Below are 13508 nucleotides of genomic sequence, written 5' to 3'. Positions count from 1 at the left end.
GTGCCCGCACGGCGTCACCCCCCCGGCCCGCCGGACTCGGCAGAACCCGGTCCGGACGCGATTGAACTTCCGTGCCACCGCACCCGTCATGCGGGTCGGCGACACCCCGAAAGCGAAGAGAGACCATGTCCGCGACCCCGGCCCAGCGCGCCGTGCCCACCGAGAAGTGCCCCCACCGCTCCGGCGCGGCCGATGGGCCGCAGCTCACCGACCTGCTCGAGGACCCGCGCGGCTTCGTGGCCGCCGTCCGCTCCGCCGAGGAGGTCGTCGCGGTCCGCCTCGGGTCTCGGAAGCTGCACCTCGTCACCTCTCCGGACCTGGTCGAACAGATCCTGGTGGACGAGGCCACGAAGTTCGACGCCGGGTCGGCTCCTGACGGACCGGGCCCGGCTTTCGGCCACGGGCTCGCGGCGTGCCCCGGATCCGTCCGCGCGGCCCGCCGCCGGGTGATCGAGCCGGCCTTCCACTGGTCCCGGCTCGCCGACCATGCGCGGATCGCCGCCGATACAGCGGCGGAGGCGGCGGGCTCCTGGACCGACCGGAGCGAGCTGGACATCCCGCGCGAGATGACGCACCTCTCGCTGGCCACCATCACCCGGTCGCTCGTCGCCGGGCCGGCCGGGCTCGAACTGACCCGGGCACTGCGCGAAACACTCCCGGCCATGCTCGACGACCTCCCCGGGCTCGCCTCCGCCGAGCCGCCGCTCCGGCCGACGCCCGACGCGGTCCGCACGGCCCTCGCCGAAGCACTCGACCACCGCCGCAGCTCTCCTGAGCACCACACCGACGCACTGTCCCTGCTGCTCGCCGCTCAGGGCGAGTCAGCCCTGACGGACGACGAGATCACCGAGGAACTGACCGGCCTCGTCCTGGCCGGCACGGAGGCGCCGGCCGCCGTGCTGTCCTGGGTGCTCCACGAGGTGTCGCGCCGGCCTGACATCGAGGAACGGATCCTTGCCGAGATCGCCGAGGTGCTGGGCGATCGGCCGCCCACCGCCGCCGACTTCACGGCCCTGCTGTACACCAGGCAGGTGGTCGGCGAGGCACTGCGCTGCTACGCGCGGCCGTTCCTGCTCCGCCGCGCGTCCGAACCGGTGCTGCTCGGCGATCGGCGACTGGCGCCCGGCGACGAGATCCTCATCAGCCCGTACGCACTGCACCACGACCCGGGCCTGTTCCCCGACCCGGACTGCTTCGACCCGTACCGGTACAACGGCCCCGCCGCACGGCGCATGTTGATCCCGTTCGGCTCGGACGACCACGGGTGCGTCGGCGCGGGGTCCGCCTGGCAGGGGACGACCATCGCACTGGTCGCCCTGCTCTCCCGCTGGCACTTCCTGCCGGTGTCGGACCAGCCGGTACGGCCGGTGCTCGGCCGCACCGTCCGCCCGAACCGGCTCGTACTGGCCGTCAGCTGCAGGCCCGGCCAGCCCTCTTCCGGCGCCGGTGCGGTGGTGTACGCCCCGCAGTAGGCCCGCCGCATCCATGCCCGGTGTCTCGGAGGGAGGATCCCTTCTCAGCCTTGAGCCGGGCTTCGACCGGCCACTGGCCGGCGGCCGGACAATGTCAGTGCGCGGTCGGACGCAAGCACCTCGGCGGCGACCGGGACGGGCTCCGCGAAGCCGCCGTACTGGCGGAATGCGTCGGCCCACTGCTCGACCTGGCCGAGCACGGCAGCAGCCGTCGTTTCGTCAAGCTGGTAGACCTGGCCGGAGCCCTGTGCGGCCTCCCGGCCGTGCAGGGCGTGGTCGAGCAGGATCCATCCCGGCAATCGCCGTCGCCGGGGCCGCCGAGTCGCCCAGCGGTATGTCCCGTCGCCAGACCGCCGGTTCGGACCACGCGCCAAGCGCCTTGTCGACCTGCTCGGCATAGGCAGCGGTCCAGTCGGGCTCGGCGGTGAAGTCACGTTCGTACCACTCGGCCGGAACCTCGCCGCCCTCGGCGCGCAGCGCGAAGTTGTGGGCGGTTCACAGGATCACGTGGTTCACGACCGTGCGCAGGTCCCACCCGGCCGAGGGGGTCGGGGCGCCAAGCACGGCCGGGGCGTCCTCGATGCCTTGGACGACGCGAATGGTCTCGGCGGCGGCGTTGCACAGCGAGGTGTACAGGTCGGGCAGCTCGGGCCTGGCGCAGACAGGTCCGCGGGCCGGACGGCGGGGTTTGCACCCGCCGCCTGGTCGGGGCGGGCCAGGTGCACGGGGTCAAGTTCCTCCCGGGCGGCTTCCGCGCCTTCGCCGCAGGTTCGGTCCAGGATCTCACCGACCAGGTCCTGTCCGCCGACCGTACCTCCGGCCCGGAGGCTGCGGAGCTCTGGCCGCGCGTCCTCGTCCGAGCGGAGACGGACGCGATGGTCGCCCTCGTCGAGTCCTTCCTGCGGACCCGTGTCTCCGCCCGGCCGGACCTTCAGCCGGTACAAGTAGCCGTGATGAACAGGAAGATGACGGACGATCGCAGCCTGCTCCGGGTCGACCAGGCCACCGCCCGCTTCAAGCTTGCGCCGCGCCCGTCTGCACGAGGCGGCGCAGCGCACCAACAGCGGTGAGGTCGACCGGGCGGAGCTCGCCGCCGATCTCGGATACGCCGACCAGTCCCGCCTCACCCGGGACTTCACCGCTGTGGTCGGCGTGCCGCCCTCACGCTACTGCCGCGGCGAGAGGGGATCCGCCCGTGGCGCATCGCCCAGCCATCTGCGCTCGCGCCTGGGAGGCCGGTGGGCGCGCGGTGCGACCCGGGGGTTGACGAGGTAGTCGCTCCATACGTGGGCGGCAGTGCGGAAGGACGCCGCGGTCCAGGCCTTGTCGAGCGCGACCTCGGCCGTGAGGAACGGCCATCGGGGGCTTCACGCGAATATCCGAACCGCTATCGACGCGGACCCGCCGAGCGCGTACACGAGGGCGCAGTAGGTGGTGAACGGGAACTTCCGGTACTGCCGACGGACCTTCAGGAAGAACGCGCTTGCGATCAAAAACATCCCGGCGGAGTACACCAGGCCGACGGGGGCCCGGTCGAACCCGGCGTACGCCAGGACGGTCACCGCGTACACCGCCGCGTTGACCACGAGGGCTGCCTGGGAGCTCCTGGCAGACGACTCGTCCGGATTCCTGCTCTCGGTGATCAGCAGGCTCGTGTTCATCAGCAGGGCGCCGACGAAGAACATCGCGTTGCCGGTGTAGAAGTCGTTGAAGAACAGGCCGCCGCAGAGATCGCCGGTGAAGGCGTTGGGATCGCAGTACTCGCTGAAGGTGGCCGAGGCGACTTCGTGCAGGCCGTTTCCGGTGGCATAGAAGTACACGCCGGTGACGAAGAGGAGGAAGAGCCATTTCCCCTCCCTCGACCGCAGGGCCGAGAAGTCGCGGGAGACCTCTCGGAACATCAGCGCCGGAATGCCCACCGTGACGAGGATCAAGGTGGTCATCTGCAGCAGCTCGTGCAGGCGCAGGAATCCGTAAGGCTGCAGCAGGACTTTGGTGGTGAAGGAGAAGCGCTCGACGGCGACGAGCACGACGGACAGGGAGGTGAGCGTGAACAGCAGATTCATCCTGCTCATGGCGCGCACGGCATCGAGACCTTCCGGGCTGGGGAGGCGACTTCGGGGTTCGCGCAGGCTTACGTACCGCTGAGGCCTCCCGTTCAGTCACCCGTCGACGCGACCTGCGGACCGTTACCGGGCCTGTCCAGTCGACGGCTCTGTCCCGCTACAAATCAGGTCGTGAGGACACAGCCGATGCGGCTCTCGTACACCGCCTCTCACGCGCCTCTCACGGACGGGGCGTCATGGGGCGGCATCAGCTGTCATGCGGAGCGGATGAGATGAGCCCTGACCTGCGAGATCCGGACTGGTGAACATCAGTCGGATGGTTGTTCGACCGCTGGGGGTCAAGGGGTCGCAGGTTCAAATCCTGTCGTCCCGACGTGAGTCGGAAAGGCCATTGGCCGGGAGAAATCCCAGGTCAGCGGCCCTTTGTGTGACGCCACGTCAGTGAAACGGGGGCCTGCAAGGACCCTCTAAACGATCTTGCTGGGGACCAGATGGGGACCAGCTCCGGACACGGACCACCGCAGGCGGCGTCTCCGGGGGCCTGGCAGGTGGGTGCCCGCTGGCCCTGTCCGAGCCAGAATAGCCAGAACGCGCCCCTCGGAGACAACTACCCGGGCAATTCCTCCTGCGAATTCCACGCCGTTCCGGTGGGTATCTGGCCACGCGCCGGCCGCCGCGCTCCTGACGCCGCGCCAACAAGCATCGGAAACCGCAGCTGAGAAGCCCCTGTCGCGATTACTCAGCGGCCGTCCGGCGGCGGTTCTGGACATGGGAGGAAGTTCCACCTCCTAACGCCAGGCAGGAAAGGCGCGCGAGACGGCTTTGTAGCGTTCCCACATGCCTCGAACCGCACCGAGCGGCGCCGACCGCGAACTGATGGACCTCGCCGCAGCCGACGGACACCCCGTCAGCGCCAATCAGCTCAAGCACTGGCGCAGGAGAGGACTGCTGCCCCGCCCCGAGAGGGTGTGCCTCGGTCGAGCCGGAACCGGACCATGTACCCGCCAGGAACCCCGGACCTCGTGCGCTCCCTGGCGCGCCACGCCGGCCCGGGCCGTAGCGTCGACCTCCTGGCCCTGCTGGCCTTCATGAGCGACAAGGCGCCGGTCCCCGAGCTCGCACTCAAACGCGCACTCGCCAAGAACTACTTTCCCCGCCGCCAGTGCGATCGGGAGGCCATCACCACGGCCACGGCCGAGGTGCCGAAGGGGTTCACCGGAGACGACGTCTACTACGACATGGCAGAGGCGGAGGCAAAGCTGGAGGTTCGCAACGGTGGGCCGATCATCCGCCAGATGCGCCGCAACCTGCGCCGGCGACCCGACCTGGCCAAGGCGTCCCGCGGCGAGCTCGACGACCGCCTGATCGGAGTCCTCACCAACCTGAACCGGCCCGAACTTCCTGAAGACGACCTGGAGTTCATGGCGGACCTTGAGGCCGTTCTCGCACTGGACACCGATGAATCGAGCCTCGCGGTAATCGGCGTCTGGGAGTACCTGGCCATCAGTCATGCCGGTCAGATGGCCGAGCAGACCGAGACGTCGGGCGAGGAACGGCTGGACCGGCTCTTCGCCGCGACGATGGCGGATCTCGAGAGCCTCCGCGCAGAGGTCGGTCAGAGGCAGGAGCAGAACTGGGAGAGGGCGTCGGTCGGCCTACTGGGCGCCTTGCCGCTGGAACAGCCCCGGCTCGTGCGGCACACCGCAGCGGAGCTCGTCGAGTGGATGAGCGCCAAGACCGTCCACCCGGCCGGGACGGTCATGGCAGACCGGTACTACATCGACAGCCTCTCGGACCTGTATCTGCGGTGCTTCATCGCCGGTGCCAAGCGCCTTGCCGAGCAGGACGAACGAGCTGCGAACGGCAAAGCCAGAAGGTCGAGCGAAGGGGAAGGGCGGGCAGCGTTCATCGCTCGCACTTCAGGGGCGACTAAGAGGCACCGTCGCGGCGGCTAGAAGGGGTGGGCCTAGCGCCGATCACTTCGCGCTTTTGAGGCCGGGTGACTGATTTGGTGCTTCTGGCACGCTGAGTTGATCTCGGCGTTCTGCTGGTTGATCATTGGGTCTTGTGTCCGGGACCCCGCCGCTGCCGAGCTATGCGGAACTGGGTGCACTCGTTGGCGAGTTGCGGAGCGAGCTGGCTGCAGCTAGGGCGGAGATCGCTGAGCTGCGGGCGGAGAACGCGGAGCTCAAGCGGCGTCTGGGGATGAACTCGAAGAACTCGTCCAAGCCGCCGTCCAGCGACGGGCTTGCCCGCCCGGCGTCACTGCGCAAGCCCTCGGGTCGCGGCCCGGGCAAGCCCCGCGGCGCTGCCGGGGGCTCACTGATGCAGGTCGACGCACCGGATGCGGTCGAGGTCCACACCCCGCAGGAGTGCCGGGGCTGCGCGGGCGACCTGGCGTTGGCCGAGGTGGTCTCTGTCGAGCGGCGTCAGGTCTTCGACCTGCCCGAGATCCGCCTGCGGGTGACCGAGCACCGCATCGAGCACCGCCGCTGCGTGTGCGGGCAGGTCACCGCTGCCGCCCCGCCGAACTCGCCGGCGGCCCCGGCCCAGTACGGGCCCCGGTTGAAGAGGCTGGCCCTCTACCTGCTCGCCCGTCAGCACCTGCCCTACGAGCGGTGCGCCGAACTGCTCGCTGACGTCCTCGGCGCCGACGTGGCCACCGCGTCCCTGCTCGGTTGGGCCGGACAGGCCGCCGACGCGGTCGCCGAGCACACCGAGGCCGTGCGGCGACAGCTTGTCGAGTGTGAAGTGGTCGGCTTCGATGAGACCGGCACCCGCGTCGCCGGCCGCACCTGCTGGGTGCACACCGCCTGCACCCGCTCGCTGACGCTCTACCTGGTCCATGCGAAGCGCGGCGTGCAGGCGTTCGAGGCCATGGGCGTCCTGCCACACTTCACCGGCGTCGCCGTTCACGACGGCTGGAAGCCCTACAAGACCTACACCGACGTAGCCCACGCCCTGTGCAACGCGCACCACCTGCGCGAACTCGCCGCTGTCGTGGAGAACGCGCCCGACGGCCGCCCCGAGCCCTGGGCCGGGGACCTCGCCACGCTGCTGGTGGACACCTGGGACGAGGTCAAGGCCATCCGGGCCGCACACCCGCACTCCACCGGCTTCACCGTGGACACCCTCGAACGCCTGGCCTCCCGCTACGAGGAGATCGTCGCCGCCGGGCGGACCTCGCACCCGGCCCGCGCCCCGGGTGAGCCGCGCCGCAAGCGGTCGAAGGCAGCGAACCTGCTCGGCCGCCTCGACGAACGCGACCAGGTACTCCGCTTCGCCTTCGACTGGCGGGTGCTCTTCGACAACAACACCAGCGAGCAGGCCATCCGGATGGCCGAGATCCAACAGAAGGTCACCGGCGGCCGGCGCACGGCACTCGGCGCCGAGCGCTTCTTCACCGTGCGCGGCTACCTGTCCACCGCCACGAAGCAGGGCCACAACCTCCTCGACGCCATCGCCCGACTCTTCGACGGCCGAGGCGCCTGGATCCCCGCCCCGACCTGACAGCACCGAGACGGGGACACGTAAGCGGCGGCGCGTTCGCGCTGCCCCTTGGCCCCTGCGGCCCCGGCCGGGTATGTGGCCTTGCGGCTGTTCCGGGCCGGGGCGGCAGGGCTCCCGTTGCGTTCGCCTATTCACGAGTGGCCGGCCCGCAGGGGCCCGATGGGGAGGATGGTCTGCCCGGTCAGCGGGGGGACAGGACCGCGACCTCGTGACCGAAACCGACCACGAGCCGCCCGCCTGGAGCCACCGCCAACGCAAACACTGGTGCGGGGAACACCAGTTCCGGCCCCACTTGCTCGCCAGTGGCCGGGTCCCACACCCGCACCGGCCCGTCGTAGCCGCCGGTGACGGCGACCGGACGGCCTTCCATGACTCCGGTGGCCGCCTCCCGCCTGCCTTGCAGGGGGTCGCCGATCTGTTGGCGGGTGGCCAGGTCCCATATTCGTGCGGTCCCGTCGGCGCCGTTGGTGACGGCGACCGGCCGGCCGTCCAGCACGGTCGTTGCCACCGCCCGCACTGCTTGCGTGTGGCCTCGCAGGGGGTTGCCGATCTGCTCGCCGGTGGCCAGGTCCCACACCCGCACCGTCCCGTCCTCGCCGCCGGTGACGGCGACCGGCCGGCCCTCCACCACGCTCGTCGCCACGGCAGACACTGTGCGGTCGTGGCCGTACAGGAGGGCGCCGATCGGCTCGCCGGTGGCCAGGTCCCGCACCCGCACCGTCCCGTCCTCGCCGACGGTGACGGCGACCGGCCGGCCCTCCACCTCCCCGGTTGCCGCCGCCCGCATCCTGCCGGTGGGGCCGTGCACCGGCTCGCCGATCTGCTCGCCGGTGGCCAGGTCCCACACCCGCACCGTCCCGTCCTCGCCGACGGTGACGGCGACCAGCCGGCCCTCCAACTCCCCGGTTGCCACCGCCCAGATGTCTTTGCTGTGGCCTCGCAGGGGGTTGCCGATCTGCTCGCCGGTGGCCAGGTCCCACACCCGCACCGTCCCGTCCTCGCCGCCGGTGACGGCGACCGACCGGCCCTCCACCACCCCGGTGGCCACCGCCCACACCTCAGGACAGCCTTCCCCATGGCCTTCCCAGGGCTCGCCGATCGGCTCGCCGGTGGCCAGGTCCCACACCCGTACCGTCCCGTCGTAGCCGCCGGTGACGGCGACCGACCGGCCCTCCACCACGCTCGTCGCCACGGCAGACACTGTGCGGTCGTGGCCGTGCAGGAGGGCGCCGATCTGCTCGCCGGTGGCCAGATCCCATACCCGCACTGTCTCGTCGTAGCCGCCGGTGACGGCGACCGGGCGGCCCTCCACCACGCTCGTCGCCACGGCAGAATATGTGCGGTCGTGGCCTCGCAGGGGGTTGCCGATCTGCTCGCCGGTGGCCAGGTCCCACACCCGCACTGTCTCGTCGGCGCCGTCGGTGACGGCGACCGGCCGGCCGTCCACCACCGCCGTCGCCACCGCCCGCACCACGCCGTCGTGGCCGTGCAGGAGGGCGCCGATCTGCTCGCCGGTGGCCAGATCCCATACCCGCACCGTCTTGTCGTCGCCGACGGTGACGGCGACCGGCCGGCCCTCCACCTCCCCGGTGGCCACCGCCCGCACCACGCCGTCGTGGCCGTGCAGCGGCTCGCCGACCTGCTCCCCGGTGGCCAGGTCCCACACCTGTACCGCGTCCCCGCCGGTGACGGCGACCGACCGGCCGTCCACCACCGCCGTTGCCACCGCGTACACCACGCCGTCGTGGTCTATCAGGGGGTCGCCGATCTGGTCACCGGTGATCAGGTCCCACACATGTACCTCATCGGCCTCACAGATCTCGAGGGCGACCGACCGGCCGTTCACCACCGCCGTCGCCACCGCGCACACACCTCCCCCGAACCCGGGGTCGCTGGAGGTCATGACGTGCCGGACCCGGGCGTCAACCTGGCTACCGGTCGACCACTCCACCTGCCACCGCGGCGCAGGCTCGCCCACCACCGCAACGGCATGGATCCGCGCCGCCAGCTCCATGTCCCCGTACCGAGCCGCGTCCAGCGCCAGCAACTGCCGACGCACTCCCGCCGTCTCATACCGGTGCACATACGCCGACGCCCGGTACACCGCCGCCATCAAACGAGCCTCCGGACCCGCTCCCGAATCCAGCAACCCCCACACCCGCGCCGGATCGCCATTCACCAACAACCCCAGGTCCGTCCACCACTCACCCGCCACCACCGGACCGGTACCCGAACCACCCTCACACACATCACCATTCATGACCGGCACCGTAGACGCACCCGCTGACAACCACTCAGGCACACCCCCGGGCCCGACATCACGTCGTTCCACCCACACCGGCAACCCCGCACCCCACCCCCGGACACGACACGTACCACAGTCGCGGCGCCGGACGGCTGACGCGCGGTGGCCGCGGGCGGCCGCCGGAAGCTTGACGCGCCTTGTCGCACCGGGACCCGCGTCGGGCACAACCGGGGCCCCCGGGCAGCTTGCGGGCAAGCCAACCGGCTCTACCAGCGCGACCGGACTCTGATACACCTGTAGATAGCCACTCAGGATGCTGATGAGCGGGCAGTGTTGTGCCACTGACGGTGGTGATGGTAAGGAAGTTGCTGCAGGGGGATTGATCTTCGGGGTGCCGCACGCTCGTTTGGCGGCGTCCGGGAGGGCCGTGCGAGCGCCAACTGGGGGCGCCTTGGTCACGGTAGAGGTGACAGCTGCGGCTGTCGAACAGCGATTGTCGGCGGGCGAGCTGTCGTGCCCGGACTGCGGTGGGGTGCTGGCCCGGTGGGGCTGGGGCCGGTCGCGGAGCCTGCGGGGTCCGGGCGGGGTCGTAGTGGTGCGCCCGCGCAGGGCGAGGTGTCGTTCCTGCGAGGCGACGCACATCCTGTTGCCGGTGTTGTCCCTGGTCAGGCGCGCGGACACGGCCGAGGTGGTGGGGGCTGGCCTGGAGCTGGCGGCGGTCGGCTGGGGGAGCAGGTGGATCGCCGAGCGGTTGGGCAGGCCGGTGACGACGGTGCGGGGCTGGCTGCGGTGCTGGTCGCGTCGGGCGGGCCGGGCTGCGGCGGTGTTCACGTCCTGGTTGGTCGCGCTCGCCGACGATCCGGCGGCGGTGCTGCCGTCTCCGGCCGGGACGGCGGTCGCGGACGCGGTCTGCGCGGCGGCGGGGTTCGCGTTCGCCGCCCGGGCGAGGCTCGGGATGTTGAAGGTGCCTACCTGGTTGCTGGTGTCGGCGGCCTGTCGCGGCTGCCTGCTGGCGCCGGGCTGGCCGTGGGGCCCTGCACGGCCACGAATGTGACCTTCTGGCCCTCCGCCAGCGTCTTGAAGCGTTCAGCGACGCGAAGGGTCGGGTACCCCGGAAAGTGGCGAGGACCTCTTCGTGGATGCAGGCGGACCAGGTCCAGATCCAGTAGGCCTGACGCGACCAGGCTCGCGGCGCCCCCGCTGGCACCCGCCGCGGCGAGGTTCTCAGCGGGCGTGACCGCGCACGGAAGATCGGTACACCGCCCCCGCTTGGCCCGGCGCCGGTGCGCGCCGCTAGGCCAAGCGGGGTGTGACCTTTACAGCTCGGTGGCGTAGATCTATCCGCGCGGAATGGCGTGTTGTATACACGCCAGGCCAGGCTCAAGCGGTGGCGTGTTCGTGTTGCGCTTGGCCCCTGCAGCCCCGGCCGGGTTTGTGGCCTTGCGGCTGTTCCGGGCCGGGGCGGCAAGGCGCCCGTTGCGTTCCGCTTACTCACGAGTGGCCGGCCCGCAGGGGCCCGATGGGGAGGATGGTCTGCCCGGTCAGCGGGGAGACAGGACCGCGACCTCGTGACCGAAACCGACCACGAGCCGCCCGCCTGGAGCCACCGCCAACGCAGTCACGTCTGCGGGGAACACCAGTTCCGGCCCCACTTGCTCGCCGGTGGCCACGTCCCACACCCGCACCGTCCCTTCGTGGCAGCCGGTGACGGTGACCAGCCGACCCTCCATCACTCCGATTGCCGCGTGCGAGATGTTTTTGCCGTGGCCTCGCATGGGGTCGCCGATCTGCTGGCGGGTGGTCAGGTCCCATATTCGTGCGGTCCCGTCGCTGCTGACGGCGACGGCGACTTGCCGGCCGTCCAGCACGGTCGTTGCCGCCGCCCGCAGCCAGCCGGTACGGCCTTGCAGCGGCTCGCCGATCGGCTCGCCGGTGGCCAGGTCCCACACCCGCACCGTCCCGTCGTGGCCGCCGGTGACGGCGACTGGACGGCCCTCCAGCTCACCGAGTGCCGCCGCCTGCACGTAGTCGGTGTGGCCTTGCTGGGGGTTGCCGATCGGCTGGCCGGTGGCCAGGTCCCATACCCGCACCGTCCCGTCCTTGCTGCCGGTAACGGCGACCGTGGTCGTCGCCACCAACACGCCGCTGCCGGTGGGAACTTGCAGCGCGTGCCCGATCTGCTGGCGGGTGGTCAGGTCCCACACCCGCACTGTCCTGTCCTTGTCGCGGGTGACGGCGACCGGCCGGCCCTCCACCGCCGCGGTTGCCTCCGCCCGCACCAGGCCGGTGGGGTCTTGCAGCGGCTCGCCGATCTGTTCGCCGGTGGCCAGGTCCCACACCCGCACCGTGTTGTCGTCGCAGCTGCTGGTTACGGCGACCGGCCGGCCCTCCACCACCCCGGTGGCCACCGCCGAGATGTCTCTGCTGTGGCCTCGCAGAGGGTTGCCGATCTGCTGGCGGGTGGCCAGGTCCCACACCCACACCGTCCCCCACTCGCCGCCGGTGACGGCGACCGGCCGACCCTCCACCACCCCGGTGGCCACCGCCCACACCTCCAGGTCATGGCCTTCCAAGGGTTCGCCGATCTGCTGGCGGGTGGCCAGGTCCCACACCCGCGTCGTCCCGTCCTCGCCGCTGGTGACGGCGACCGGGCGGCCGTCCACCACCGCCGTCGCCACCGCATACACCTCGCCGTCGTGGCCGTGCAGGGGGTCGCCGACGGGCTGCCCGGCGGCCAGGTCCCACACCCGCACCACCGTCCCGTCCTCGCCGCCGCTGGTGACGGCGACCGGGCGGCCGTCCACCACCGCCGTCGCCACCGCATACATCGGGCCGTCGTGGCCGTGCAGGGGTTCGCCGATCTGCTGGCGGGTGGCCAGGTCCCACACCCGCGTCGTCCCGTCCTCGCCGATGGCGATGGAGATCGGGCGGCCGTCCACCACCGCCGTCCCCACCGCATGCATCGGGCCGTCGTGGCCGTGCAGGGGGTCGCCGACGGGCTGCCCGGCGGCCAGGTCCCACACCCGCACCGTCCTATCCTTGCCGCCGCTGGCGATGGCGACCGGGCGGCCGTCCACCACCGCCGTCGCCACCGCACACACGCCTTCGAGTGTGTCCCCGATCTGCTCGGCGGTGGCCAGGTCCCACACCGACATAGCCGAGTCACCGCCCATGATGGCGACCGGGCGGCCCTCCAGCACGGTCGTCGGCACCGCGCGCACCGCGCCGTCGTGGCGGTACGGGAAGCAGCCGATCTGCTCGCCGGTGACCAGGTTCCACACCCGTACGTCGTCCTCGTTGCCGGTGACGGCGACCGGGCGGCCGTCCACCATCGCCGTCGCCACCGCGTGCACGGGGGTGCCGTGGGCCATCATGTGCCGGAACCGGGCATCGACCTGGGTACCGGTGGACCATGCCACCCCCCACCGCGGCGCAGGCTCGCCTACCACCGGAGCGGCGCTGATCCGTGCCGCCAGCTCCATGTCTCCGTATCGAGCCGCATCCAGCGCCAGCAACTGCCGACGCGCCCCCGGCGTCGCATCCCGGTGCACATACGCCGACGCCCGATACACCGCCGCCACCAAACGAGCCCGCGGATCCGCCCCCGAGTCCAGCAGCTCCCACACCCGCGCCGGATCGCCATTCACCAACAACCCCAGGTCCGTCCACCACTCACCCGCCACCACCGGACCGGTACCCGAACCACCCTCACGCACATCACCATTCATGACCGGCACCGTAGACGCACCCGCTGACAACCACTCAGGCGCACCCCCGGGCCCGACATCACGACATCACGTCGTTCCACCCACACCGGCAACCCCGCACCCCACCCCCGGACACGACACGTACCACAGTCGCGGCGCCGGACGGCTGACGCGCGGTGGCCGCGGGCGGCAGCCGGAAGCTTGACGCGCCTTGTCGCACCGGGACCCGGCGTCGGGCACAACCGGGGACACCCGGGACAACTTGCCGGCAAGCCAACCGGCTCTACCAGCGCGACCGGACTCTGATACACCGGCTCCTCGCCCATCCCGCCCTCACCGCGCCGCTCACCGCCCTGCTCGGTGGCGATCAACGCCAGCACCTCGGCCTCACGGGCCGTCAGGCCGTCCGGCAGCTGCATCACTCCGGGTGCCGAGGGCGCCGGTACGGACGCCACCGACTGCCGGTCAGGTCGGCCTGCTGGGTGTCAGCCGCTGTCGGCCATGGGGT

Annotated in this window: 9 protein-coding genes and 1 pseudogene; 6 read left to right on the top strand and 4 right to left on the bottom strand. The window is 71.3% G+C overall.

Annotated features, from left to right (window positions below):
- The first annotated feature begins 125 nt into the window (after positions 1-125).
- A complete protein-coding gene (locus ACFQ87_RS09470; RefSeq protein WP_380610036.1) occupies positions 126-1472 on the top strand; it encodes a cytochrome P450 in 1347 nt (448 codons plus the stop codon).
- Between the two features lie 44 nt (positions 1473-1516).
- On the opposite strand, the gene ACFQ87_RS09465 is transcribed toward ACFQ87_RS09470, so the two are convergent.
- The gene (locus ACFQ87_RS09465) at positions 1517-1771 is read right to left on the bottom strand and encodes a hypothetical protein (RefSeq protein WP_380610035.1); all 255 of its coding nucleotides are present in this window, start codon (positions 1769-1771) and stop codon (positions 1517-1519) included.
- A 369-nt stretch (positions 1772-2140) separates the two neighbouring features.
- On the opposite strand from ACFQ87_RS09465, the pseudogene ACFQ87_RS09460 reads away from it, so the two are divergent.
- Positions 2141-2542: pseudogene (locus ACFQ87_RS09460) on the top strand (hypothetical protein); the annotation flags it as partial.
- Positions 2493-2747 (top strand): helix-turn-helix domain-containing protein, encoded by a 255-nt coding sequence (locus ACFQ87_RS09455; RefSeq protein ID WP_380610033.1) that lies wholly within the window; start codon positions 2493-2495, stop codon positions 2745-2747. The pseudogene ACFQ87_RS09460 and the gene ACFQ87_RS09455, both read left to right, overlap by 50 nt.
- A 92-nt stretch (positions 2748-2839) precedes the next feature.
- Here the strand turns inward: ACFQ87_RS09455 and ACFQ87_RS09450 are convergent, their stop codons facing one another.
- Positions 2840-3547 carry a hypothetical protein gene (locus ACFQ87_RS09450; protein ID WP_380610032.1) on the bottom strand — a complete coding sequence of 236 codons (708 nt, stop codon included), beginning with the start codon at positions 3545-3547 and terminating at the stop codon, positions 2840-2842.
- 1013 nt (positions 3548-4560) lie between these two features.
- Here ACFQ87_RS09450 and ACFQ87_RS09445 point away from each other — a divergent pair.
- Both ACFQ87_RS09445 and tnpC read left to right on the top strand, forming a co-directional pair.
- Positions 4561-5493 carry a hypothetical protein gene (locus ACFQ87_RS09445; protein ID WP_380610031.1) on the top strand — a complete coding sequence of 311 codons (933 nt, stop codon included), beginning with the start codon at positions 4561-4563 and terminating at the stop codon, positions 5491-5493.
- Between the two features lie 112 nt (positions 5494-5605).
- The gene (gene tnpC / locus ACFQ87_RS09440; protein ID WP_380610030.1) at positions 5606-7048 is read left to right on the top strand and encodes an IS66 family transposase; all 1443 of its coding nucleotides are present in this window, start codon (positions 5606-5608) and stop codon (positions 7046-7048) included.
- Between the two features lie 181 nt (positions 7049-7229).
- Here the strand turns inward: tnpC and ACFQ87_RS09435 are convergent, their stop codons facing one another.
- On the bottom strand, positions 7230-9161 hold the full coding sequence (locus ACFQ87_RS09435; RefSeq protein WP_380610029.1) for a WD40 repeat domain-containing protein: 1932 nt from the start codon (positions 9159-9161) through the stop codon (positions 7230-7232).
- Positions 9162-9945: 784 nt separating this feature from the next.
- On the opposite strand from ACFQ87_RS09435, the gene ACFQ87_RS09430 reads away from it, so the two are divergent.
- On the top strand, positions 9946-10347 hold the full coding sequence (locus tag ACFQ87_RS09430) for a hypothetical protein (RefSeq protein ID WP_380610028.1): 402 nt from the start codon (positions 9946-9948) through the stop codon (positions 10345-10347).
- A 487-nt stretch (positions 10348-10834) separates the two neighbouring features.
- Here the strand turns inward: ACFQ87_RS09430 and ACFQ87_RS09425 are convergent, their stop codons facing one another.
- Positions 10835-12712, bottom strand: a complete 1878-nt coding sequence (locus tag ACFQ87_RS09425) for a WD40 repeat domain-containing protein (RefSeq protein WP_380610027.1) — start codon at positions 12710-12712, stop codon at positions 10835-10837.
- Positions 12713-13508: the final 796 nt, after the last annotated feature.

The sequence above is a fragment of the Kitasatospora sp. NPDC056531 genome, assembly GCF_042794375.1.
In the GTDB taxonomy this organism is placed as follows: Bacteria; Actinomycetota; Actinomycetes; order Streptomycetales; family Streptomycetaceae; genus Kitasatospora.
This window is presented reverse-complemented; position numbering and strand designations above follow the sequence as displayed.